Raw genomic sequence first — 23,118 nt, 5'->3', positions numbered from 1 at the left:
CAAAAGAGCAATCGACGTGTCGCGATCCGCTGGCGTCCGGGGCTCGGTTTGCGTCGGATTGCGTCGTGCTCCGCGGTCGCGCTCGCGCCGTGCTAGGACCACGCCCGGCCGGGGCCGGCGCCGCCGGCGTCCGCACGATCATGATCGACGACTCGCACCCGCTCCTGCTCGGCTCCGGCTCGCCGCGCCGGCGAGAGATCCTGACCACGCTCGGCCTGCCTCTCCGCGTCGCGGCAGCCGAGGTCGACGAGGCGGGGCGCGCCGGCGAGGACGCCGCTGCCTACCTGGAGCGCGTCACCCTGGCGAAGCTCGCGGCCGCGCGGCGCCTGCGCCAGGCGGCCGGGGCCGGCGCGATCCTCGTCGCCGACACGTCGGTCATCCTCGGCGATGCCATCCTCGGCAAGCCGCGAGACGAGGGCGACGCGCGCGCCATGCTCCGCGCCCTCTCGGGCCGCGAGCACCAGGTCTGGACGCGGTTCGCGATCGCCCACGGCGATCGGCCCGACGTCGCGACGGCATCCGTCGCGGGCCCCGCCGAGGCGCTCCACGCCGAGACGGTCGTCACGCGGGTGCGCTTCCGCGAGCTCGACGACGACGAGGTGGCGTCGTACGCGGCGACCGGCGAGGGGCTCGACAAGGCCGGCGCCTACGCGATTCAGGGCATCGGCGCGTTCGCCGTCGCGCGCATCGACGGCTCCTATTCGAACGTCGTCGGTCTGCCCGCGTGCGAGGTCGTCGCTGCGCTGCAGGCCACCGGCTTGCTTGCGCGCTTCCCGCTGCCGCTCGCGCGCTCGTCATGAGCGGCGGCGCCTCGGTCGTCGCGCGTCGGCGCGACGCGGGCACGATCTTCGCGCTCGCCCTCGCCGCGCGGCTCGCCGTCGTCCTCTGGGCGGCCGAGCGCTTCCCGCCCACCGCCGACGGGACGTACTACCAGCGCATCGCCGAGCGGATCGCGGCGGGGCTCGGCTACACGTGGCTATGGCCGGACGGCGTCGTCACATACGCCGCGCACTACCCGGTGGGCTATCCGGGCGCGGTCGGCGCGCTGTACGCGCTGCTCGGCACACACACCGCGGTCGCGATGCTGCTGAACGCCGTGCTCGGCGCGCTCGCGGCGCTCGCCGTCCATCGCCTGGCGGCCCGCGCTGCGCCGCGCTCGCGCGCCGTGCCGGCGCTCTCCGGTGGGCTCGTCGCCCTCCACCCCGGGCTCGTCGCGTATACCCCGGCGCTCATGACCGAGGGCGTCACCGGTTCGCTGGTCGCCTGCGCGGCGTGGGCGTCCGCGAGGGCGCGGGAGCGCCGCCCCGCGCTGGCCCCTTTCGCCGTCATCGGGCTGCTCCTTGGCGCCGCCACCCTCGTCCGCCCGCAGGCGCTCCTGCTCGCGCCCCTGTTCGCCGGCCTCGCCCTCTCGGGCTCTCCGCCTGCGGGCGGTCCCCGGCTCCTCTCGCCGTTTGCCGCGCGCGCGGCGCCCGTCCTGCTGACCGTCATCGCGGCGCTCCTCGTGTGCGCGCCGTGGACCGCGCGCAACTGCCTGCGGATGAACCAGTGCGCTCTGGTCAGCGTGAACGGCGGATGGAATCTCCTCATCGGAGCGGACCCGGCGTCCACCGGCGCCTGGGCGCCGGTCCAGGTACCCGAGGCGTGCCGCGAGGTCTTCGATGAAGCCGGCAAGGACGCCTGCTTCGGCCGCGAGGCGCGCCGGTACATCGCGGAGCACCCGGGCGAATGGCTCGGGCTCGTGCCCAGGAAGCTCGCGGCGACGTTCGACTACTGCGGCGCGGCCGGGTGGTACCTCCACGCCTCGAACCCGTCGGCGTTCGGCGAGGCCCACAAGGTCGCGCTCGGCGCCGTCGAGACCGTCTTCGAGCGCGTCGTCCTCCTCGCCGCGCTCGTGTGGGCAGCGCGCAGGCCCGCGCAGGCGCCCGGCGCGGCTCGCCGCCCCTCGCTCGCGCAGCGCGCGCTCGACGTCGCTCGGCTCGCGCTGTTCGCGCTGGGGGTCGTCGCCGCGCTGCACATCCATGCATGGGTGGGCTACATCGCGCTCCTCGGCCTCGCGCTGCTCAAGGGCCGCGCGCTCCTCCGGGCACCGGTTCTCGTGGGCGCGGCGCTCGCCGTCCTCGCTGCGACCGCGGCGACGCACGCCGTGTTCTTCGGTGCCGGGCGTTACGCGCTGGTCGCGTTCCCGCTCCTCTCGGGGCTCGCGGCCCTCGCCGCGGCGCGCCAGGAAGCGGATCGGCCTGCCGCCGGCGCGCCCGGAGCGACCACCCACATGCCCGCCGCGCCCCTCGCGCAGCCGCGCGGGTGCGGGCGCGAGTCGTCGGACGACGAGCTACTTTGACAGCGCCGCCTGGGCTGCTGCATCCTAGGCCCCCGTCGGCTCGGGAGCGCGTGCCCCCGGCTGGCGAACCTGGAGGAGAGACGGATGCCCTTGATTGAAACGGAAGAGGCGGCGCGCCGCCTCGCGCGCGCCATCGCGAGCGATCTCTCGCTCTACAACGAGGAGAAGATCGTGCAGGGCATCCAGCAGGATGACCTCTTCACGGTCTTGTCCGAAGAGATCGAGGAAGGGCGCGCCCTCTACAAGAGCCGCGTCTCGCCGGACCTCTACCAGAAGAACTTCTACGACCGCGCCCTCGTCGACATCCTGATCAAGTCCAAGGGCCACATCAAATCGAAGATCTGGTAGCGAGCGCCCGCAGCTGGTCGAGCGCCTTGCGCATGTCCGCTGGCAGCGCGCTCTCCCAGCGCACGGGCTTCTGCGTGGCGGGGTGGATGAACCCGAGCACGCGCGCGTGGAGGGCTTGCCGCCCCAGCTCCTCCGCGATCGCCCGTATCGCCGGCTTCTTCGGCGGCTTGCCGTAGAGGGGGTCTCCTAGGACCGGCGTCCTGCCGCGCTCGGCGAGGTGCACCCGGATCTGGTGGGTGCGACCCGTCTCGAGCGAGCACGCGACGACGGTCGCCGCGTCGCCGAGCCTCTCGAGCACGCGGACGTGCGTCACGGCGCGGCGCGGCGCGGGGACGCGTGAGCCGGGCGCGCCGGCTCCGGAGCCGGGCGCGCCTGCGCCGCCGCGGATCCACGACGTGAACCGGAGCCTGTCGGTCGGGTGCCGGCCGTGGAGCGTGTCGTAGGTGGCGTCTCGCGCCTCGCCGGCGACGATCGCGGCGTACTCGCGCTCGATCGCGTGCCTGGCGAACCGATCTTTCAGCGCCTCGCGGGTGGGCTCGTCCTTCGCCACGACGAGCAGGCCGCTCGTCCCTCGGTCGAGCCTGTGCACGATCCCCGGGCGGACGTGGCCCATGGGATCGCGCGGATCGGCAGGCGCCAGGGCAAACCCGGGCAGGGCGAGCAGCCCGTTGACCAGCGTGCCGGACTCGTGGCCGCGGGCCGGGTGCACGACGAGCCCTGCAGGTTTGTCGATGACGAGCAGGTGCTCGTCCTCGTACACCACCGGGATGGCCACGTCGGGCTCGGCCGCCGTGGGCGAGGGCGACGGCTCTTCGGGGCGGACCTCGACGAGCGCGCCTGCGCGCACCGCCACCGACGCGCGCGCCGGCACCCCGTCGACGAGGACCCGACCGGCGGCGATCCACCGCTGCACCGCCGCGCGAGAGGCCGCATGGCCGGCGCGGTCGAGCAGGTGGACGACGAGCTTGTCGAGCCGGTCACGAGGGTCGCCGTCGTCCACCTGGAACCGGAAGTGGAGCGCTCCTGCACCGGCAGCCATCGCGTTCGTCACGGATGTCGTTCACGGCCGAGCGGCGCCAGGGCGAGGGCGTCGCGGCCGCGCGATCAATACTCCGTGTCGCCCTCGTCGTCCTCTTCGGCGGTCCCGAGCTCGGGGTTGAGCGCCACGTGCGACTCGAGGTCCTCGAGCCGCTGCGATTCGCGCAGCTTGATGAGGCCGCACTGCTCGGCGAGGTACAGGTCGAACGCCGTGTAGCGCGGGAAGACCCGGACGTTCGTGTCCTCGTTGTCGAGGCCGAGGATGACGAGCTCGCCGTCCCGCCTGGCCTCTCCGAGGTAGAGCGCGTTCCATGGCTGACCTGGGAGGTTGGGCAGCCTCACGACCTTGGCCCGGAGCCGCGATTCGGTCCAGCCGAGGTCGGTCTTCGCCTCGGCCAGCTTGCGGACCGAGGTGAGCTTCGGTCGAGGCGCCGACGGGTCCTGGCCGAAGCGATGCCGCCCCTTGAACCGCGGGCCCAGGCTATCGAGCGCGAAATCGAACTCGAGGAACGCCCGCAGCGTGGGCGGCAGCTCGACCATCAGCCTCGACTCGAGCGCATCGAGAGCCGCCTGGCTCGCTCCCACGGCGGTATGGCTGGAAGGGCGCTTCTTCAGTTGAGCGATCACGCGATGCACGAGCTCAACGCCACGTTCGGTCGGTGCCATGTATCCACGGGCCGCGGTTGCGCGGTGTTCTTCAGGACCCAAAGGGCCTCACTGGGGCCGCGTCTCTGGGCCCCGACTGTTGCAGGCTCGTCGCGCGCTCGGCCAGCGGTCTACATCGGCCGACCGGGTGCGCGTCCCTCTATGGTGCCTACCGGTCCGGTCCGCTCGGTGTCAACCAGCGATCGCACTGCGGTCGATCATTCCTCCTCCCCCTGAAGTGCTCGCCTGGTTTTCCTTCACCCTCGCCTCGAGGAGCGCGGTCCGCCTCTCCCACGCGCGTTGAAGGCGCGCCGCGCTCGCCAGATCAGGACGGCGGCTGCGATGAGCACCACCGCGGCGCCGATCCCCAGGATGACCCATTGTGGCGCAGGGTAACGCCCGCGCTGAAGGCCAGGAGGCGGCCGCTCGTACTCGATCTGGAGCTGCGCACCCACCGGCCCTCGTTACACGCGGATGCTCCGACCCGCAACTGATCCGCGGCGCGATCCGGCCGGCTCGGCGTGCAGGCCAGCTCGTGAGCCGTCCTGGCAGCTGCTCGGCCAGGCCGCGCAGAGCGAGAAGTGCGCTCCGGATCGACGCCCCCGCCGACCGGCCAGCGCCAACGGATCAAAACTTGCTTTCCTGGAAACTCGGGCTTGTAAAGTGGACCGAAGCGCGGGCACCGTGCGGCCGGTGCGAGAGGGTGAGAGATGAAGCCGGGCTCTTCAGCGTGGTTCGAGGGGGCGCCTCCGCGGCCTTCCCGGATGCGACGATACCTCCTCGCGCTCGGCGTATGGGCGGCGCTCGGCGTCCTGGCGGGAGCGTGCGGCCGGACGAGCCTCCCCGACCTCTCGGGCGCCAGCGCTGGTGGGGGCGGCTTTGGCGGCGCGACGAGCGGCAGCATGTCGACCTCATCGAGCGGAGGCGGGGGCGTCGGAGGCTCCGACGCATGCGGCAGCCCCACGGACTGTGACGATGGCGACGACTGCACGAGCGACGACTGCACAGACGGGCGCTGCGACCATCGTCCCCGCGACGACGATCGGGACGGCGTCGGCCCGACGTTCTGCGGGGGGAGCGACTGCAACGACCTCAACCCGTCCGTCTTCCCGGGCGCGCCGGAGATCTGCACGGACGCGGCGGACAACGACTGCAACGGCGTGAGCGACTGCTTCGATCCCGCGTGCGCAACGGGGGAGATCTGCGGCTGCACCCCGAGCCCTGCCGGCGAGCGCTGTCAGAACGGCGTCGACGACGACTGCGACACGATCGTCGACTGCTTCGACGCGGACTGCTCGGGAACGCCGGCCTGCGGCTGCTCCACCTCGGAGGCCGGGAAGTGCGGCAACGGCGTCGATGACGACTGCGATCTCGCCTTCGACTGCGACGACGCCGACTGCGCCTCCGAGCCGCTTTGCGCCTGCACCTCCCAGCGCGAGCGCTGCGACAACCGCGAGGACGACGACTGCGATCTCCTGGTCGACTGCGGCGATCCGGACTGCCGCGGCATCTTCCCCTGCGCGTGCGAGCCGCCCGGCTCGCCGGAGCGGTGCGAGGACGGCGTCGACAACGACTGCGACGGGCGCGTCGACTGCGCGGACCCGCAGTGCGTCTCCGCGCCGGCCTGCAAGCGCTGCGTGCCGGAGGTCTGCGACGACGGCGTCGACAACAACTGCGACGAGCGCGTGGACTGCGCGGACAGCGCCTGCGCCTTCGCGCCGAACTGCGAGCCGACGCCGGAGCGGTGCAACAACCGCGTCGACGACGACGGCGACGCCCTGGTCGACTGCCAGGACCCGGACTGCGCCAGCAGCCCGGTGTGCGTGCTCGAGCAGGCCAACTGCCTGTCGCCGAAGCGCATCCCCGGGACTGGCACCTACACGGGGGACACCGCCGGGCACGTGAGCGAGACCCGGGGTGAGTGCGGCGGCGACGCCGGCGAGGCGGTCTTCTTCTTCGTGCTCACCGCGCCGTCGCGCGTGCACCTCGACTCGCGCGGGTCGGGCTTCGACACGGCGCTCTACGTCCGCACAGGCGCCTGCAACTCCGGCCGGGAGATCGGCTGCGACGACGACAGCGGCGGGGCGCAGGCCTCCCTGCTCGATTTCAGCATCCTGTACCCGGGCACGTACTTCGTCTTCCTCGACGGCTTCACGATCGATCCCGCGAGCGGACCGAACGAGGGCCCGTTCGTGCTCAACGTCGAGATCGCCCCGAACCCGCGCGAGATCTGTGACGACGACCTCGACAACGACGGCGATCACTACGTCGACTGCGCTGATCCCGGCTGCGCCACCTTCGGCCCATGCCGGAGCTGCGCGAAGGGCGCCGCGCCTGGCCCCGAGTTCGGGACCGCCGCGTGCACCGACGGGATCGACAACGACTGCGACGGCGCGCTCGACTGCGCTGACGAGGACTGCAGCGCAAGCGACGTTTACGTGACGGAGTGCTGCAACGGCCTTGATGAAAACGGGAACGGGTTTCCTGACGATTTCAACTGCCGATGCGCCTCCGACGCCGATTGCGACGGGGGGCAGCTCTGTTACACGCACACGACGTTCACGTGCGGTTTCCCGTGCGAGAGCTTCCGCGGGAGCATCTGTCCCTTCGTGGCGCCGGGCTCGCACTGCAACGATGCGACCCATCAGTGCGAGTTCTGACAGGCGTCGAGGCGGCGCCGCTGCCTCTTTCGCGCGCACGGCGCTCCCCGGCTGGCGCTCGTCCGGGCTAAGGTCAGGTCATGGAGATCCTGATCATTCGCCATGGCCATGCCGTGGATGACGCGCCGGACCTCGGCGACGCAGGTCGCTGGTTGACGGGCAAGGGGCGCAAGCTGACCCGGCGTGTCGCCAAATGGCTCGCGAAGCAGAAGGACCGTTGTCCTGGGGCGATCTGGACGAGCCCCCTCGTGCGCGCGGTGCAGACCGCGGAGATCATCGCCGATGCCGCCGGGCTGACCGACGAGGTGTCGGTGGTCGCCGAGCTCTCTCCCTCACGCGACACGGCCGAGATCCTTCGCCTGCTCTCGCAGCACCAGGGGGCTCAGCCGCTGGCGCTGGTGGGGCACGAGCCTTCGTTGTCGGCGCTGGTGACGTCGCTGCTCGGCGATGGCGGCTGGGCCGGCCTGAGCCTGAAGAAGAGCGGCGTCGTCGCGGTGAGCTGGGACGGGCGCGGGCCGGGGACGCTGCGCTTCGCGTTGGATCTGAAGGCCATGAAGGCGGTCACGCCGGTGAAGGAAGCGCAGCAACAGGCGCCTCGCGCCCGGTGACGGGCGTCCGCGCCGCGGCGCCGCTCAGCGCACCGATCTCTCCACGGCGCTCAGCACGTCGACGTCGCGGACGCCGTCCGCCTCGGCGCGGTACGACAGCACGATCCGGTGCCGCAGCGCCGGGATCAGCAGCGCCCTCACGTCGTCCACGTCTGCGGCTGCTTCGCCGCGGAGCGCTGCGCGCGCCTTGGCCGCGATCACCAGCGCCTGGCTCCCCCGCGGCCCCGCGCCGTAGCGCACGTAGTCCCGGACCTCCTGCGCTGCGCGCTCCGCCCCCGGCCGCGTCGCCCTGGCGAGGCGCACCGCGAGGTCCACGGCCTCGTCGGTGACTGGGATCCTCGGGACGAGGCGCCCGATCGCCAGCACCTCTCTCGCCTTGAGCACCGCCGCGATCGCCGGCGGCTTCCCCGAGGTCGTCCGTCGCGCCACCTCGCGCTCCTCGGCCTCGCTCGGGTAGGTGACGTGAATCTCCAGCAAGAAGCGGTCGAGCTGCGCCTCTGGCAGAGGGTAGGTTCCTTCCTGCTCGATCGGGTTTCGCGTCGCGAACACCTGGAACGGGTCGGGGAGGGCGTGCGTGGTGGTCCCGACGGTCACCTTGCGCTCCTGCATCGCCTCGAGCAGGGCGGCCTGCGTCTTCGGCGGGGTCCGGTTCACCTCGTCCGCGAGGACGAGGTTGTGGAAGATGGGGCCGGGCTGGAAGCGCAGGCTCCTCGACCCGTGCTGCTCGTGCAGCACGTCGGTCCCCGTGATGTCGGCGGGCAGCAGATCGGGCGTGAACTGGACGCGCCCGAAGCTCAGGTCGAGCGCCCTCGCGAGCGACGACACGAGCAGGGTCTTGGCGAGCCCCGGGACGCCGACGAGCAGCGCATGCCCGCGCGCGGCGAGCGTGATCAGCATGGCCTCGACGACGTCGTCCTGCCCGACCACCGCCGCCGCGATCGCCGAGCGGAGCCGCCTGGCCCCCTCTGCCGTGCGCTCGAGGAGCGCGGCATCCGAGAGGGCGGTCGATTCCTCGTCGGCGGTCGTCTCGGCGTCATTCCTGTGCTCGGGATCGCTCATACGGGCAGGGCTCGTACCCCGAGGCCGCGATGCCGACAAGGACCCGGCGAAGCCGGCTCTCCCTGCGGCGCGGGTCCTGGCCCGTGGAGGTTTGCTCCGGCAGGTGAGCCGGTGTTAGCAATCGATCGCAATGGCGCAGAGCTCTGAGGCCGGGGAGAGGAGAGGGGCGCACGCGGCGGACGTGGAGGCGCAGCGCGAGCTCACGGTGAGCGAGCCAGCGGACGAGCCGCGCAGCAGCAGCGCTGGCGCGGCGGAGGACGGCGCGGGAGCGGCCGCGACCGGCGGTCCGGGCGGCCCTGGGGACGGCGGCGGGGAGAGCGGTGAAGCGCCGTCGGCGCCGCTCGAGTCCCTGAGCTTGCACGACGGGCCGATCCCGCACGCGCCGCTCCCGCCGGTCGCGGGGCCGTGGCGCTCCTACAAGGAGATCCTCGCGACGCTGGCCCAGCGCGTGCTCGACGCGCAGCGACCGATCCGCATCCTCCAGGCGCTCCGCTGGGAGGCGGACGTCGAAGAGCAATTTCTCCGCTCGAAGCAGCGCGAGCTGCCGGTGGTCACCTACTCGGACGACCTGGGGTTCGACCCGGAGGCCAAGCAGCGCGAGCTCGAGGAGATCCTCCGCGACGCCGAGCGGGAGCTCGGCAAGCGCGACCGGCTCGGGCAGATCCTCCGCGCGACGGCGGACGAGTACCGGAAGGTCGTGAGCATGCTCATCGGACGGGGAACGAAGGCGTTCTACGCGCTGTCCCGCGAGCTCTACGGGTCCCCGAAGGACAAGCTGCCGGACGGAAAGACGAGCGTGCGGGACATGGGCTTCGTGCTCTACGACCTCCTGACGGCCATCGGCGGAGAGCGGCTCGGCCCGTCGCAGCAGCGCGAAATCACGGCGGAGATGGCGGCGCTCGAGCTGAACGCCCGCTTCGACCGGTTCTTCGGCGGCGCGTCGATCCGCGTCCAGGTGGACGACTCGCTCCTCGCGGACGCCGCCGCGGGCAGCGACTACGTGAAGATCCGGAGCGGCGCGATGTTCTCCAAGAGCGATGTCGACATCCTCGAGGCGCACGAGGGGTGGGTGCACGTGGCGACCAGCTTGAACGGGCAAGCTCAGCCGGTGGCGCGCTGGCTCGCGAAGGGGCCTCCGCGCACCACGGCGGTTCAGGAAGGGCTCGCCGTCCTGGTGGAGATCCTCACCTTCAGGAGCACCCCGCGTCGGGCGAAGAAGCTGAACGACCGCATCCTCGCGGTGGACAAGGCGGAGGACGGGGCCTCGTTCCTCGACGTGTTCGAGTGGTACCGCACCGAAGGTTACGAAGAAGACGAGTGCTTCCAGAATGCCAGGCGCGTCTTCCGCGGCGGTGTGCTCGCGGGAGGGGCGCCGTTCACCAAGGACGCCTGCTACTGCAAGGGGATCGTCCTCAACTACGCCTTCATGCGCGCGGCGATTCAGCACGATCGGGCGATGCTGATTCCGTTCTTGTTCGTTGGGAAGGTCGCGCACGAGGACGTCCCTGTCCTCCACGCGCACGTGACGGACGGGATCATCCGCCCTCCCCCGTATCTCCCGCCGATCTTCGACGACATGAACGGGCTGGCGATCTGGATATGCTACTCCTCCTTCTTCTCCCGCCTGGGAGGGACGGCGCTTGCCGAGCACTACGCCAGGATGCTGGAGCGCTGAGAGCGGCCGCTTCCGGGAGCTCCGGTTGCGGCGGCCTCCTCTCTGTGCGTGCGGTGGTCGCCTACGGGGCCGGCGCGGCGCAGGCCTGGGCGCCCGGGCCCGCGGCGTGCGCCTCGGCGATCGCGCGCATGACCGCGAGCCAGATCCTGCGCCGGAGTGCGTCCGGCACCTCGGGGATGAGCCTGGCCGCGCTCATGAGCGACTCTTCGTCGGCCGCGCGGGCGCGCTCGGCGACCGGGAGGCTCAACGGGTGGTGGAGCGCGCGTCGGTCCTCGGCGTTCATGCGCTTCACCGCCACGCGGAAGTCTTCGCGAGCCAGCCGGAGGCGGTTGCGCACCGTGTTCTCGTTCACGTCCAGGTCGCGCGCGATGTCGGCGGTCGTCACATCGAGCAGATCGTGCATGATCAAGACCACACGTCGCTCGGTGTCGATCGCGCCGAGCAGCCTGCCGACGAGCTGGCCGCTTTGCTCGCGCGCGAGCAGCTGTTCCGAGGTCAAGCCGGGGTCGGCGAGCTCGAACGGCCAGCTCGCCCCGGCGCCGACCGCGATCTCTCGGCGGCGGTAGGCGCGCTCGCGATAGTGGCTGACCTGTCGCCAGGCGATGCCGAACAGCCAGCGCCTGAGGGGCTCGCCGAGCGGGCTCGCGGTTTGTGGCGCCCCTCGCTCCACGCTTGGGGCGTGCCCGCAGGGGTGATGTCCCGCGCGCGCCTCGTCGGGGCAGCGCCTCGGATCGAAGCGATCCAGCGCGTGATACGCAGCGAGCATGACATCTTGCAGGACGTCGTCGATGTCGCGCTCTGCCACCCCGAGCCAGCGGAGCGCTTGTCGGAGGAACGACAGCCCGACAGTGTACACGGTCTCGAAGCTGGGCCGCTCCAGCAGGGGCCCATGCTCAACAAGCTGTTGCATGCCTGAACTTACGTGCAGCGGCCTCCGCCGATTTGAAAATCGTCCAACCCTCCGATGTCGTCCTTTGGAATGTAATTATTGTTACATTCATGGGGTCTCAACCGCGGTGCCGGCTACTACCCCATGGAGAAGAACGGCGAGGCAGCGCATTGCTCGACGTGCGGCGTGCGCTCACTTGCCTTGGAACACCGGCTTCCGCTTCTCCATGTAGGCGGCGAGCCCCTCACGGGCGTCCTCCGACGTGAACAGTTCGGCCTGGAGCTCTCGTTCGAGGGCGAGCCCCTGTTCGAGCCCTACCTCGAAGCCTGTCTGAACGGCGCGCTTGATGCGCCCGACCGCGAGCGCCGCGCGATCCGGGAGCGTGAACGTGTGGCTGTACGCGAGGATCCGATCCATGAACTCGTCATGGGAGGCCGTCTCCCAGACGTCATTGACCAGGCCAACCGCGAGCGCTGTCTCGAAATCGAACGTCTGCCCCTCGCACATCAGCTGGATCGCCCGCGATTTACCGATGAGCCTGGCGAGGCGCTGGGTGCCTCCCGTGCCTGGCAGGACGCCCAGCGCGACCTCGGGGAGCCCGACCTTGCCGGCGCCTTTGCGGGCGATGCGGAGATCACAGGCCATCGCGATCTCGAGACCACCGCCCACGGTGTGGCCGTTCAGCGCGGCGATGCAGAGCTTCGGCGTGTGCTCGAGGCGGCTCAACGTCTCGTTCGCGTGGAGACAGAAGTAGTATTTGAACGTCGGGTCCGACTCGCGGAGCATGTTGATGTTCGCTCCTGCGCAGAAGAACTTTTCGCCGTGCCCGGTGATGACGATGACATGGACATCGTTGTCGAAGCGGGCCTCGAGGATGGCCGCGTCGAGGTCCTTCATCATCTCGTGGGTGTAGCCGTTGACCGGCGGATCATTGAGGGTAAGCAGCGCGACGCCTGCAGAGGTGGCGTAGTCGACGAGGGCCATGGGCGCTCTTTACCAAACCGTCAGAAAAAGCGCTGCCCCCTGGTGGAAAGGCGCGGAATTGTGCTACCCCGCAGGGACGTGCTCATGAACGCGCAGGACGTGCGGCAGAAGTTAAAAGAACTCATGGTCGAGGAGCTGAACCTCGAGGGGAAGACGCCGGCCGACATCGACGACGCCGCGCCGCTGTTCGGCGCGGGGCTGGGCCTCGATTCGCTGGACGCGCTCCAGCTCGCCATGAGCGTGGAGGAGCGCTTCGGCGTCCGCATCCCGGAGGGCGACGAAGCGAGGCCGATCTTCGCATCGGTGGACGCGCTCGTGGCCCACATCGTCAAGTCGACCGCGGCGGCGTGAACGCGCCGCAGAGAGCCGTTCGGGCGTGCGCATCTGGGTGACGGGCATCGGGGTCGTCTCGCCCCTGGCGCGCGGGGCGAGCGAGACGATGGACCGGCTCATCACAGGAGAGCGGGCCTTCGCGCCGCTCTCCTTGTTCGAGATCCCCGGGACGCGCGGGCGCATCGCCGCGGAGGTCCGCGACCTCTCCCCCGAGGAGGTCGCTCCGCCCGGCGAGGCGGAAGGGTGGTCTCGGACCGACGCGATGGCCGTGCTCTCGGCCCGCGAGGCGCTCGCGCACGCGGGCATCGATCCGAGGGCCGTTCCGGTCGACCTGGTGGTCGGCGGGACGACCGCCGGGATGTTCGAGACGGAGGATTTGCTCGCCTGGCTATCGCACGACCCCAGCGCGATCGCCCCCCTGAAGCGGATGCTCTCGCATCCGCTCTCCTCGACGGCCGACCATGTCCGCGCCGCCGTCGGTCCGTTCCGGCGGGTGAGGAGCGTCTGCAGCGCCTGCTCGAGCGGCGCGAACGCCATCTTGCTGGGCGCGGCCTGGCTCCGCGCCGGCCTCTCCACCCGCGTGCTCGCGGGGGGCGCCGATGGCCTGTGCCGGCTGACCTACACCGGCTTCGGCGCGCTCGCGGCCGTCGATCCGGAGCCGTGCCGCCCGTTCGATCGGCGGCGCGCCGGCCTGAACCTCGGCGAAGCCGCGGCGTTCCTGCTCCTCGAGTCCGAGGACGCCGCGCGCGCACGCGGCGCGGAGCCGATCGTCGAGCTCCGCGGATGGGCGACCGGCGCCGAGGCTCATCACATCACCAACCCCGAGCGCGAGGGGCGCACCGCCGCGCGCGTCATGCGCGACGCTCTCCGGTGCGCGGCGCTCACGCCCTCGGATCTGGATTACGTCAACGCGCACGGCACCGCGACGCCGTTGAACGACGTCATGGAGAGCGCCGCCCTGCGCGCCTGCCTCGGCCCCGAGGTGAGCCGCATCGCCGTCTCTTCCTCGAAGGGGCAGATCGGGCACACGCTCGGCGCAGCGGGCGCGATCGAGGCGGCGATCACCGCCCTCGCCGTCGCGCGCGGCGTGATGCCCCCGACCGGCGGTCTCGAAGAGGTCGATCCGGAGTGCCAGCTCGTGCACCTCAAGGAGGCGCGCGAGGCGCCGATCCGGTCGGCGATGTCGAACTCGTTCGGCTTCGGCGGCACGGACAGCGTGCTCGTGCTCGCGCAGCCCGGCCGTTTCCCACCGCCGCTCGACGCCGGCGGCGCGCCCCGGCGGCGCTCGGTCGTCGTGACAGCGGCCGCGACGATCGGCCCGCTGGGCGTCCTCGCGTCCCGCGGCGGCGCCGCGTATCTCGAGCCTGGCCCTCCGCCAGCGGAAGGAGCCATCCCCTTCAACACGGCCGCGCACCTCGATCTCGCGCGGGCGAGGCGGCTCGACCGAGCTGGCCGGCTGACGACGGCCGCGATCCTCACGGCCCTCTCGGATGCCGGGCTCGGTGGCGCGGTTCAGGCCGAGGCCGGCGCGGGCGATCCGGCGGCCGACGTCGCGCCGAGCCGCACCCTTCCCGGCGCCATCGTCGGCGCGTCCTTTGGCAGCGTCGACGCCTCGACCGCCTACATGCGACGCATCTACGACAAGGGCGCGAAGTACGCGAGCCCCGCCGATTTTCCGAACCTGGTCCCCTCGTCGCCGGTCGGGCATGCCTCCATCTACCTGGGCCTACGTGGCCCGGTGTTCGCGATGGCCGATCTCGGAGCGACCGCGGAAGCGGCCATGGTCACGGCCATCGAGCTCATCACGGCCGGGGAGGGGGAGGTGCTCGCCGCCGGTAGCGTCGAGGAGACGAGCCCGATGATCGAGCGGTGCCTCGGTCCGATCTGCTCGCAGGTCGTCAGCAGCGGTGTCCGCAGCGAGGGCGCTGCCGTGCTGCTCTTCGAGAGCGCCGCGCGGGCGCGTGAGCGAGGGGCGCGCCCGGTGGCGACGGTGTCCTGGTGGAACTCCTGGCGGGGTGACGGCGTGGGGATGCTCGTGGGAGCGCCAGCGCCGGCGCGCCTCGTCGCTCCGGGAGAGAGCGCTCTGCGAGCGCAGGCCACCGTCCCGTCGCCGGCCGCCGTGTTCGTCGGACGGGAGGAGGAGCGCCTCGCCGCCTGCCTGCATGGCTCACCGTGGGCCGAGGTGCCGCGTACCCTGCTCGCGCCGCGCTCAGGCGATCACGAGGGCGCCGGCGGGTTCGCCGCCGCTGCGGCGGTCGCGGCGCTCGCCAGCCGCGACCTCGCGAGCGTGCTCGTCCTGGGCGGCGCACCCGACCGGGGATACGCCATCCTGCTTGTCGCTCCCGGCGACGCGTGACGACATCGCTGCCCGCTCCCCGCCGTCGTGCGCGGCGCCTCGTCAGCGCTGGGCGCCTCCTGCTCTTGCTCGCGTGCTTCCCCGCCTGCGCCGCGAGCGCTCCGCGGCGCGGCGCGCTCGACGCCGAGCTAGCGCGCCTCCTGCCCGGCCCATCGGCGGGCACGGCCGCCGCGCGGCTCGACCCCTCCGCGTGGCGCGAGGGGCGCGAGCGCCTCGCAGGTCTCCGGCGCGAGGTCGATGGGGCCGGCCCGCGCACGCTCCGCGTTCGCATGGCGCTGCGGGAGCCGCGCACGGGTCACGTGCTCGAGGCGCGCGGCGCGATCGCGGTCGCCCCGCCGGCGATCGAAGGGCGCGCACGCGCGGCGGAGAGCGACACTCCCGAGCCGGAGGGCGCGCTGCGGATGATCCTCCTCGGCCCGGGCGGCACCACCGCGCTCGACCTGTGGGCGCGCGGCGATCGCTTCCGATTCGCCGTGCCCGCGCTCGATCTGCTGAGGCGCGGCGACGCCTCGACGCCTCGGGCTTCACTCCGCGGTCTGCCGGTAGATTTCCTGCGCTGGTGGATGCTCCATCCGGCGGCGGGGACGCTGCTCTGGTACTCGCGCGCTGCGAGCACGGATTCCTTCGTCCTGCGCGACGGCGACGCCGTGATCGATCTGCGGGTCAACGATCGGGGCGTGATCGGCGCGCGCCGCACCACGTGGTCGACGGCGGAGGGCGCCCGCCGGCGCCGGCTCGACGAGGAGGTCGTGATCGCCGAGGGCATGGGCTGCGGCAACGTCCGTTACGCGCAGGCCTCGACCGGGCTGCTCATCACGGTGATCTGCGAGGCCGAGGAGCGGGAGCGCGCGCCGGATCCACGCGCGTTCGTCGATCCCGACGCGCTCCGGCCGGGGGGCGGCTCATGAGCGACGCCTGCGTCATCGCCTCGGGCGCTGTCTCGGCGCTCGGCCTCGGCCCTCTCGCGTACCGCGTCCCTCGGGCTGGCGAGCCTGCGCCTGTCGCGATCACGCGCGACGAGGAGCTGGCGCGCGCCGGCCTGCTGCGGCCCTTCGCCGCGCGCGCGCCCGCGGACCTCGGCGTCGCTCCGGGCGCCGATCGCGCCACGGACCTGCTGAAGGCGGCGCTCTCGCAGACCCTCGCGGCGCTGGAGGGCGCGCGCCCGGGCTTTCGCGGCGAGCGCATCGGCATCGCCCTCGGCACCTCCAGCGGCGGCATGCTCACCGCGGAGCGGTTCTTCGCCGCGCGCGCCGAGGGGGCCGACGCCGGCTCGCTCGCCGCGCTGGCCTCGGGCGCGACCTATTTCGCGCCGTTCAACGATGCGCTCGCCGCGTTCGGGCTCGAGCGGACCCCGCTGCGCACGCACCTGCTCGCGGCGTGCGCGGCGAGCACCCTGGCGATCGGCCTCGGCCTCCGCTGGCTCGATCGCGACGCCTGCGATCTCGTGCTCGCCGGCGGCTACGACGCCCTCAGCATCTTCGTCGCCGCCGGCTTCGAGGCGCTCCGCGCGACCACGGCGTCCCGGTCGCGCCCGTTCCGGATCGGCCGTGACGGCATGGCGCTCGGCGAGGGCGCCGCCGTCGTCGCCCTCGTCCGCGAGGACCGCCTCCGCGGCGCCCCGGTGATCGCCCGCGTCGCCGGCTTCGGCGCGTCCACGGACGCGGTGCACATCACCGCCCCGGATCGAACCGGCTCGGGGCTCGCGCGCGCCGGCGCCGCGGCGCTCGCTGACGCCGGGTGGCCTGCATCGCGCGTCGGTCTCATCAGCGCCCACGCCACGGCGACGCCTTACAACGATGCGATGGAGTCGCGCGCGATCGCCGCGCTGCTCTCGCGTGGCGCCGTGGAGGGCTCGGGCACGCTGCCGGGCGCGCATGCGCTTCCGCCGGTGGTCCACCCGTTCAAGGCTCAGATCGGGCACACCCTCGGGGCCGCGGGCGCGCTCGAGGCGCTCGCCGCCGCGGCCGCCCTCGAGGCGTCCATCGCTCCGCCGGCGGCCTCCGAAGGCGAGCTCGACCCCGACGCTCCGGCTCACCTGCTCGAGCGCGCCGAGCCCCGCCCGCTCTCCTCGGCGCTCAAGCTCTCGGCGGCGTTCGGCGGCGCCAACGCCGCCCTCCTGCTCACGTCCTCCGCGAGCGGGCGCCGGCCGCGGCGCCCCCGCGCCGTGGTTCTCCGCGCGCACGCGCGCGTGACGGGCTCCGATCTCGGGCGCCTCGCCGAGGCGACCGGCATCGCGCGCGACCGCCTCGCGCGCCTCGACGCGCTCTGCCGGCTCGGGCTGACGGCGGTGGCAGCGCTCGCCGCCATCGTCGGCGCCGATCGCCTGCGGGGCGCCGGCATCGTCGCGGGCCACGCGCTCGCCACGATCGACACCAACGATACCTACGACGCCCGCCGGCGCGCGCGCGGAGCCCGCTTCGTCGAGCCGCGCCTCTTCCCTGCGACGTCGCCGAACGCGATCGCGGGCGAGTGCGCCATCGCGTACCAGCTCACCGGGCCGAGCTTCGCGGTAGGCGCCGGGCTCGGCGGCGCGCTGGAGGCGCTCCGCGCCGCGGCCGATCTCGTCGCGTCCTCGGACGCCGACCGCATGGTCGTCCTCGCGGCCGACGACGCCGGGCCGGTCGCACGAGAGCTGCTCAGCCTCACCGGCGCCCGGCACCGCGCGCTCGCCAGCGGCGCCGTCGCGCTCCTCCTGCAGGCGGATCCCGGCGACGACGAGCGCCTGCGCAAGGTCGATCCCGACCTTCCTGTCGACCACGACGGGCCGGTCGGCCACCTCGCCCTCCTCCGCTGGCTCGAGGAGCACGCGTAGCGGCGCGCCCGTCCGCGTCATCCTTGGTGATCGTGATCGCTTCGCTTGCCGATCCGCGCCTCGATCTGGCAAGGTTCCCGGCTGGAATCAGCTGCTTCCCCCGAGCGTTGTCCTGCCCGCGTATGTTCTGCCGCCAAACAAAAGCTGTCGCTTCGCTCCTCGTCGTTGCTTCGGCCGTCCTCGCCGGGTGCGCGACCCACTACATCCCGAACACGGACGTGGAGGACAACGACGACAACCGCAAGATCATCTCGTTCTGCGAGAAGTATCGCAACGCGGTGGAGAGCAAGAACGTGAGCGAGCTGCTCAAGCTCGCGTCGCCCAAGTACTACGAGGACGGCGGCAACATCGATGCGGCGGACGACCTCGATTACGCCGGCCTGCGCACGTACCTCACCGGCAAGTTCCAGGACGCGCGCGCCATCCGCTACGAGATCCGCTACCGGCGCGTCCTCAAGGGCGATGACGTCATCTACGTCGACTACACCTTCAGCGCGAGCTATCGCATCCCGGGCGGCAAGGGCGAAGAGTGGCGCCGCAAGGTCGACGACAACCGCCTGGAGCTGGTGGAGTACCAGGACGAGTACCGCATCGTCGCGGGAATGTAGCGGCCGGTCGCTGCGCGACGGCGCCGTCGACGGACGCGGGGGCGAGCGGCGAGTGGGGTGCAGGTTCGTGCGCGACGGGCTCAGCCGCTAGGCAGGCGAGTGAGGCGCACGAAAGTACGTCGCAGCGAGCCGAACGACGCGGATGGGCCCGTAGCGCACGAACTTGCTCCCCGCTCTAGTACTACAGTTGCAGTTTGCTGCCTGGCGAACTGGCGCAACCATCTAAGCCTCGGGATGCTCGACGTCGGGCTCGGCGGGACGGTGGGCACCCGGGCTCTGCAGCTCGCACCAGGTTTGCGCGGAACCGCATTGGAACCGCATTGACGAGTCGTCCGGCCCGGAGCATGTGCAACTGTAGTACTAGTTCAGTGCGCTCTTCGAGGAGGGGGCATCGAACACGCCCTTCTCCTTCGCGGCGGCGAGTATGCGGAGCGCAGTGCGGTAGCCGCGCAGGACGAGCGGCTTGGCGGCGAACCTGTTCATGTAGCTGTACCGGCCGATCGCGGGCGCCACGTCCAGGAAGGTGACGTTCGGGTAGAGCTTGGAGAGGAGCTCGACGCCGCGGCGCTCCTTCTCGGCGAGAAGAATGCTGAGCGACTGCCGGACGACGCTGGGCGCGCCGCTCCTCGCGATCGAGCGCTGCGACTCGTCGCGCTCCTCGGGACGGTAGATGTTCGAGATGATCACGATGTTCGCGCCGGCATTCACGGCCACGTCGGCGGAGAGCGTCCGGATCACCTCGCCGCTCAGGTGATAGCGGCCGTTGATGCGGTAGGGCCGGAACAGCCCCGGCACGCAGCAGCTGGCGGCCACCGCCTGGCTGATCGGCGTGGCCTCGTCGTAGCCCGGGCCGAACACGACCCGCTTGGCGCTGTCCACGTCGACCGCCGTCACGAAGACCGCGTGCGGCAGCTGCCGGAAGTCGTTGATCGGCAGCGTCCGGCGCACGTAGCGCTCGAGCCTGTCGATCGAGAACACCCCGGAGCAGAGGTATCCCGGATCGAGCAGATCGCGCAGCGCGGGAGCTCCGAAGAAGCTCGACACGTGGAGGCGAGGCCCGCGGTGACGCCGTCTCCAGGGGAGCCGGTAGGCGTCGAGCAGCACATCGAGCGGGATGTCTTGCCCGTACGTCGCGCTGACCAGCGCGCCCGCTCCCGCGCCCACGTAGATCTCCGGATGGATGCCCAGCTCCTCGCAAGCCTTCAGCACGCCGAGGTGCGCAAGGCCTCGCGCCGCTCCCCCGGAGCCCACGAACGCGATCTTGAGGCGGCTCATCGAGCCCCGATCTTGTCGGAGATATGGCACAAGCGCAAAGCTTACTGTAACTGGAAGTCCTCGAGCAGGCGGTAGATCCTGAATCGCGGGCCGTCGCGGCGCAGCCAGACGACGATCTCGTCGCCGAGCAGGCGATCCGTCGCGACCCGCGCTGTCGCGATCGGCACGCGGATCACGACGTCCTGGTCATCGAGCGTCTCCGGCTGGATCGCGGGGTGTTGCGGCGTCGCGAGCACGTCCTCGGCCCGGAAGATCTGGAGCTCCGACTCCCGATAGACCGGCTCTCCGGCGAGCTTTCCGTACTCGAGTCGCCGGAACCGTTGCTCCCACCAGAGCCCGGCGCTCGGCGGCTGCCCCGATCCGCCCGAGCCGGTGTGGATCGCGAGGGCATCGCGCGTCAGCAGCTCGCTCAGGGCTTCGCTGTCCTCGGCGACCACCCGCCGGAAGAACTCGTCCACGACATCCAGCGCGGCGCCGATGCCGAGAGGCGTCCGGAGGGTAACGACGCTGTCCTCGGCGTCCGCCTGGTTCGTCGGTGGCGGCGGGGTGCTCGCCGGATCGAGCGCCACGCCGTCAGGGCGGCGGCGCTCGTCAGAGAGCTCGGCGGCGGTGGGAAAGGAAGCCGGTTCTCCTCGGCCGCACCCCAGGAGCGACCAGCCCGCGATCACGGCGACGAGCAGCGAAGGACACGCTGGCGACGGCCGAGAGGTGTCCGGAGAGCCGCCCGGCGGTGCATGCACCCTGGCCTCCTGCGGGACCTTCGGGCGTTCAGATCGGCTCGATCGCGGGAGCATCGGCGCGGGTGAACGTCACGATCGCACGCTCGCCAACGTGGGTCCACCCTGCGGGGGCCTGGTCGTCATCGAAGTCCGACGCGACGAGCGTCAGGCGGCTCGCGGCATAGTCGGGCATGCGCATTCGGCCCAACCCGCCGTCGCTGAGGAGCCTCTCCATGTCCTCGCTGCCCTGGTAAATGCGGTACGCCATCGACGTGCCGCCGTGGGCGGCGAGCAGGTACTCGGGGTTGGTGACCACGATGTTCATCGCGCTCGGCCCCGCCCCTTCCTCCGCGCAGAGCCGGTCGACGAGCGCGATGGAGGACCGCAGGGCCGTCCGCGCGCTCGCCGCGTCCACGTTGGGCCGATCGAGCTGGCCGCTGTCGTGGAGGAAGGACAGGAACAGGTGGAAGAGGATCTCGCTGTCCGTCTCGCCGCGAACGTCGCGCTGGAGAAACTGCGGTAGCGAGTCGCTCAGCTGGTTCCGCAGGCGGGCGAACCCTTCGACCGTGCCCGTGTGGGCGAACAGCCACTGCCGATAGCGGAACGGGTGCGTGTTCTCGGTGCGCAAGCTGCCGACGGTCGCAGCCCGGACATGCGCCACGAGGATGTCGGCGCGCACGTCCTTGGTCATGTCGACCAGGCTGATCTCGGGTCGATCGTCGATCGGCCGGCGCTTGAGGAGAATCTCTCCTCCCTGGTAGAAGCCGACCCCCCAGCCAGGGATCACGCCCTCCCTTCGGCGAACCGTGAGGGCACGTTCTTCGAGCTCGATCGCACGCGCGCCGAGATCCGGACGGTTACCGATAAAGCCGACGAGACGAGCCATAGCTTTGTCCTCGCGAGTTGGGTCGGGGAGGCGGGGGCAGGGTCCGGCTCGCCGGTAGAGCGCTCCCTCATCTGCAAGCAGGGGTGGCTCCGTCGGTCGGCCGAGTGAGCGTGGGTCGCGGGTTGCGCCCTATGCTTTCTTGATACGACAGAGTCGCCCTGCAAGCGGAGCAAAAACGGATCCCCAGCGGCGAGCTGCGCCGCGGGCACGGCCTGACCACACTGGCCGCCGTTGTCGCGCGTCGCGTGGGCTTGCCGATCGCGTTACCTCTTACTCACGCTCCTCGCACAGCGTTGCGATTCCGACGCGTGGGCGCGCGCGGGGAGCGGCTAGCCTCGTCTGCTTCCACGCTTCCACGCTTCCACGCTTCCACGCTCGCACGCGTTCGGCCCGTCGCGTCGGCGCCGTGGCGCATCGCGCCGTGAACGAGGCGCTGCCAAGCGGTGCCCAGATTTCCCGGCAGGATCTCTGACGCGCGGCACTACGGCGAGAGCCGATTCAGCATGCGCGGGAACGGGATCGTCTCGCGCACGTGGGGCAGACCGCAGATCCAGGCGACGCTCCGCTCGATGCCCAGCCCGAAGCCCGCATGCGGGAAGGTGCCATACCGGCGCAGATCCAGGTACCAGCCGAACGCCTCGGGGGGCAGCCGATGCGCCTCGATTGCCCGCTCGAGGGTGGCGAGATCATCCTCGCGCTGCCCGCCGCCGATCACCTCTCCATAACCTTCCGGCGCCAGGACATCGACGCAGAGCGCGAGCCGGTCGTCCGTCGGATCGCGCTTCATGTAGAAGGCTTTCACCTGAGCCGGATAGCGGTGGATCATGACGGGACGATCGTACCGGCCGGAGATGATCGTCTCGTCCTCGCCGCCGAAATCCTCGCCCCAGGGAAAGTCTGGAATTCCAGCCTCTCCAGCCATTTTGCGTTTCTCCGCGCGCGCCTCGTTCAGGATGGCGACAGCCTCGTCGTAGCGGATGCGCGGGAACGGCTTCTTGACGGCCTCGAGCTTCCCGACGTCGCGCTCGAGCACCGCGAGCTCGGGGCGGCGGCGCTCGAGGACCCGCTCGACGATGAAGCAGAGGAAGTCTTCCGCGAGGTCCATGTCGCCCGCGAGGTCCATGAACGCCACCTCGGGCTCGACCATCCAGAACTCGGCCAGGTGGCGGCGGGTCTTCGACTTTTCCGCGCGGAACGTGGGGCCGAAGCAGTACGCCTTCCCGAACGCGGCCGCTGCCGCCTCCATGTACAGCTGCCCCGACTGGGTGAGGTACGCCTTCTCGCCGTGGTAGTCGGTCTGGAACAGCGTGCTCGTCCCCTCGCACGCGTTCGGCGTGAAGACCGGCGCATCGACGAGCGTGAACCCGCGCCCGTCGAAGAAGTCGCGGACGGCCTGGATGATGGTGTGACGAACACGCAAGATCGCGTGCTGCCGCCTCGATCGCAGCCAGAGGTGGCGGTGATCCATGAGGAAGTCGGTCCCGTGCTCCTTCGGGGAGATGGGGTACTCGCCGGTGGTGGGGGCGAGCACGCGGAAGGCGGACGCGGCGATCTCGTAGACCCCGGCGCGCTTCGGGTGCGCCTTCACCTCGCCGACGACATCGATCACGCTCTCCTGGGTGACCTTGTCGGCGGCCGCGAAGACCTCGTCGCCGACGTCGCTCTTCGCCATCACGCACTGGACGGTGCCGAAGCCGTCGCGCAGCTCGAGGAAGTGGAGCTTGCCGCTCGAGCGCTTGTTGTAGAGCCATCCGCGGAGCACGACAGTGCTGCCGACGTGCGCGCTGAGGTCGCTGGTAGCAATGACGGGCTGATCCTGCATGGGCGCCCGAAATAGCACGGTTTAGTTGCGGCTGACGCCGGCTCCGGCCAAAAATGGCGCCAT

The 23,118-nt window shown here is 71.4% G+C and carries 20 protein-coding genes; 11 read left to right on the top strand and 9 right to left on the bottom strand.

Annotated elements, in window-relative coordinates:
* The first annotated feature begins 140 nt into the window (after positions 1–140).
* From WMF19_RS33435 to WMF19_RS33425, 3 genes are all read left to right on the top strand, one after another.
* Complete coding sequence (locus tag WMF19_RS33435; protein ID WP_437894061.1) at positions 141–800, top strand: Maf family protein; 660 nt, start codon at positions 141–143, stop codon at positions 798–800.
* Positions 797–2,338, top strand: a complete 1,542-nt coding sequence (locus WMF19_RS33430; protein ID WP_437894059.1) for a hypothetical protein — start codon at positions 797–799, stop codon at positions 2,336–2,338. The genes WMF19_RS33435 and WMF19_RS33430 overlap by 4 nt, the downstream gene beginning before the upstream one ends.
* Before the next feature lie 84 nt (positions 2,339–2,422).
* Positions 2,423–2,686, top strand: coding sequence for a hypothetical protein (locus WMF19_RS33425; protein WP_012238561.1), 264 nt, complete (start codon positions 2,423–2,425; stop codon positions 2,684–2,686).
* Here WMF19_RS33425 and WMF19_RS33420 read toward each other — a convergent pair.
* Positions 2,667–3,737, bottom strand: coding sequence for an RluA family pseudouridine synthase (locus WMF19_RS33420; RefSeq protein ID WP_437894058.1), 1,071 nt, complete (start codon positions 3,735–3,737; stop codon positions 2,667–2,669). The genes WMF19_RS33425 and WMF19_RS33420 overlap by 20 nt on opposite strands.
* A gap of 53 nt (positions 3,738–3,790) precedes the next feature.
* Positions 3,791–4,351 carry an SMI1/KNR4 family protein gene (locus WMF19_RS33415; protein WP_272094861.1) on the bottom strand — a complete coding sequence of 187 codons (561 nt, stop codon included), beginning with the start codon at positions 4,349–4,351 and terminating at the stop codon, positions 3,791–3,793.
* 782 nt (positions 4,352–5,133) lie between these two features.
* Here WMF19_RS33415 and WMF19_RS33410 point away from each other — a divergent pair.
* Together WMF19_RS33410 and sixA are read left to right on the top strand one after the other, a co-directional pair.
* Positions 5,134–7,029 (top strand): MopE-related protein, encoded by a 1,896-nt coding sequence (locus WMF19_RS33410; protein ID WP_437894057.1) that lies wholly within the window; start codon positions 5,134–5,136, stop codon positions 7,027–7,029.
* 80 nt (positions 7,030–7,109) lie between these two features.
* Positions 7,110–7,637: a phosphohistidine phosphatase SixA gene (gene sixA, locus WMF19_RS33405; RefSeq protein ID WP_437323916.1), complete on the top strand. Its 528-nt coding sequence runs from the start codon at positions 7,110–7,112 to the stop codon at positions 7,635–7,637.
* A gap of 24 nt (positions 7,638–7,661) precedes the next feature.
* On the opposite strand, the gene WMF19_RS33400 is transcribed toward sixA, so the two are convergent.
* Entirely contained in the window at positions 7,662–8,696 is a 1,035-nt protein-coding gene (locus WMF19_RS33400; protein ID WP_437323915.1) for an AAA family ATPase, read from the bottom strand.
* Positions 8,697–8,826: 130 nt separating this feature from the next.
* Here WMF19_RS33400 and WMF19_RS33395 point away from each other — a divergent pair, with 130 nt between their 5' ends.
* On the top strand, positions 8,827–10,371 hold the full coding sequence (locus WMF19_RS33395; RefSeq protein ID WP_437894056.1) for a flavohemoglobin expression-modulating QEGLA motif protein: 1,545 nt from the start codon (positions 8,827–8,829) through the stop codon (positions 10,369–10,371).
* Between the two features lie 61 nt (positions 10,372–10,432).
* Here WMF19_RS33395 and WMF19_RS33390 read toward each other — a convergent pair whose 3' ends face one another.
* Both WMF19_RS33390 and WMF19_RS33385 read right to left on the bottom strand, forming a co-directional pair.
* Positions 10,433–11,281, bottom strand: coding sequence for an RNA polymerase sigma factor (locus WMF19_RS33390; protein WP_437894055.1), 849 nt, complete (start codon positions 11,279–11,281; stop codon positions 10,433–10,435).
* Between the two features lie 171 nt (positions 11,282–11,452).
* Positions 11,453–12,244 carry an enoyl-CoA hydratase/isomerase family protein gene (locus WMF19_RS33385; protein WP_437323912.1) on the bottom strand — a complete coding sequence of 264 codons (792 nt, stop codon included), beginning with the start codon at positions 12,242–12,244 and terminating at the stop codon, positions 11,453–11,455.
* 84 nt (positions 12,245–12,328) lie between these two features.
* Between WMF19_RS33385 and WMF19_RS33380 the strand changes: the two genes are divergently transcribed.
* From WMF19_RS33380 to WMF19_RS33360, 5 genes are all read left to right on the top strand, one after another.
* On the top strand, positions 12,329–12,595 hold the full coding sequence (locus WMF19_RS33380) for a phosphopantetheine-binding protein (RefSeq protein WP_044969499.1): 267 nt from the start codon (positions 12,329–12,331) through the stop codon (positions 12,593–12,595).
* A gap of 25 nt (positions 12,596–12,620) precedes the next feature.
* Positions 12,621–14,933 carry a beta-ketoacyl synthase N-terminal-like domain-containing protein gene (locus WMF19_RS33375; RefSeq protein WP_437894054.1) on the top strand — a complete coding sequence of 771 codons (2,313 nt, stop codon included), beginning with the start codon at positions 12,621–12,623 and terminating at the stop codon, positions 14,931–14,933.
* Positions 14,930–15,841 (top strand): hypothetical protein, encoded by a 912-nt coding sequence (locus WMF19_RS33370; RefSeq protein ID WP_437894053.1) that lies wholly within the window; start codon positions 14,930–14,932, stop codon positions 15,839–15,841. The genes WMF19_RS33375 and WMF19_RS33370 overlap by 4 nt, the downstream gene beginning before the upstream one ends.
* A complete protein-coding gene (locus WMF19_RS33365) occupies positions 15,838–17,745 on the top strand; it encodes a beta-ketoacyl synthase N-terminal-like domain-containing protein (protein ID WP_437894052.1) in 1,908 nt (635 codons plus the stop codon). Before WMF19_RS33370 ends, WMF19_RS33365 begins: the two co-directional genes overlap by 4 nt.
* A 122-nt stretch (positions 17,746–17,867) precedes the next feature.
* Positions 17,868–18,353 carry a hypothetical protein gene (locus tag WMF19_RS33360; protein WP_437894051.1) on the top strand — a complete coding sequence of 162 codons (486 nt, stop codon included), beginning with the start codon at positions 17,868–17,870 and terminating at the stop codon, positions 18,351–18,353.
* Between the two features lie 360 nt (positions 18,354–18,713).
* On the opposite strand, the gene WMF19_RS33355 is transcribed toward WMF19_RS33360, so the two are convergent.
* From WMF19_RS33355 to asnS, 4 genes are all read right to left on the bottom strand, one after another.
* Entirely contained in the window at positions 18,714–19,628 is a 915-nt protein-coding gene (locus WMF19_RS33355; protein ID WP_272094847.1) for a patatin-like phospholipase family protein, read from the bottom strand.
* 41 nt (positions 19,629–19,669) lie between these two features.
* Entirely contained in the window at positions 19,670–20,368 is a 699-nt protein-coding gene (locus tag WMF19_RS33350) for a hypothetical protein (RefSeq protein ID WP_437894050.1), read from the bottom strand.
* Positions 20,369–20,396: 28 nt separating this feature from the next.
* Positions 20,397–21,134 carry a class II glutamine amidotransferase gene (locus WMF19_RS33345; protein WP_272094844.1) on the bottom strand — a complete coding sequence of 246 codons (738 nt, stop codon included), beginning with the start codon at positions 21,132–21,134 and terminating at the stop codon, positions 20,397–20,399.
* 580 nt (positions 21,135–21,714) lie between these two features.
* The gene (gene asnS, locus WMF19_RS33340) at positions 21,715–23,055 is read right to left on the bottom strand and encodes an asparagine--tRNA ligase (RefSeq protein ID WP_437894049.1); all 1,341 of its coding nucleotides are present in this window, start codon (positions 23,053–23,055) and stop codon (positions 21,715–21,717) included.
* Positions 23,056–23,118 lie beyond the last annotated feature (63 nt).

Source organism: Sorangium sp. So ce124 (assembly GCF_051525235.1).
GTDB lineage: Bacteria > Myxococcota_A > Polyangia > Polyangiales > Polyangiaceae > Sorangium > Sorangium atrum.
This window is presented reverse-complemented; position numbering and strand designations above follow the sequence as displayed.

What these genes read in the sequence shown, in the direction of transcription:
- sixA (WP_437323916.1), top strand. Translation starts at nt 7,110, where the DNA reads ATGGAGATCCTGATCATTCGCCATGGCCATGCCGTGGATGACGCGCCG.
- WMF19_RS33360 (WP_437894051.1), top strand. Translation starts at nt 17,868, where the DNA reads ATGTTCTGCCGCCAAACAAAAGCTGTCGCTTCGCTCCTCGTCGTTGCT.
- WMF19_RS33385 (WP_437323912.1), bottom strand. Translation starts at nt 12,244, where the DNA reads ATGGCCCTCGTCGACTACGCCACCTCTGCAGGCGTCGCGCTGCTTACC.
- asnS (WP_437894049.1), bottom strand. Translation starts at nt 23,055, where the DNA reads ATGCAGGATCAGCCCGTCATTGCTACCAGCGACCTCAGCGCGCACGTC.
- WMF19_RS33435 (WP_437894061.1), top strand. Translation starts at nt 141, where the DNA reads ATGATCGACGACTCGCACCCGCTCCTGCTCGGCTCCGGCTCGCCGCGC.
- WMF19_RS33355 (WP_272094847.1), bottom strand. Translation starts at nt 19,628, where the DNA reads ATGAGCCGCCTCAAGATCGCGTTCGTGGGCTCCGGGGGAGCGGCGCGA.
- WMF19_RS33425 (WP_012238561.1), top strand. Translation starts at nt 2,423, where the DNA reads ATGCCCTTGATTGAAACGGAAGAGGCGGCGCGCCGCCTCGCGCGCGCC.
- WMF19_RS33380 (WP_044969499.1), top strand. Translation starts at nt 12,329, where the DNA reads ATGAACGCGCAGGACGTGCGGCAGAAGTTAAAAGAACTCATGGTCGAG.
- WMF19_RS33365 (WP_437894052.1), top strand. Translation starts at nt 15,838, where the DNA reads ATGAGCGACGCCTGCGTCATCGCCTCGGGCGCTGTCTCGGCGCTCGGC.
- WMF19_RS33395 (WP_437894056.1), top strand. Translation starts at nt 8,827, where the DNA reads ATGGCGCAGAGCTCTGAGGCCGGGGAGAGGAGAGGGGCGCACGCGGCG.
- WMF19_RS33410 (WP_437894057.1), top strand. Translation starts at nt 5,134, where the DNA reads ATGCGACGATACCTCCTCGCGCTCGGCGTATGGGCGGCGCTCGGCGTC.
- WMF19_RS33400 (WP_437323915.1), bottom strand. Translation starts at nt 8,696, where the DNA reads ATGAGCGATCCCGAGCACAGGAATGACGCCGAGACGACCGCCGACGAG.
- WMF19_RS33430 (WP_437894059.1), top strand. Translation starts at nt 797, where the DNA reads ATGAGCGGCGGCGCCTCGGTCGTCGCGCGTCGGCGCGACGCGGGCACG.
- WMF19_RS33390 (WP_437894055.1), bottom strand. Translation starts at nt 11,281, where the DNA reads ATGCAACAGCTTGTTGAGCATGGGCCCCTGCTGGAGCGGCCCAGCTTC.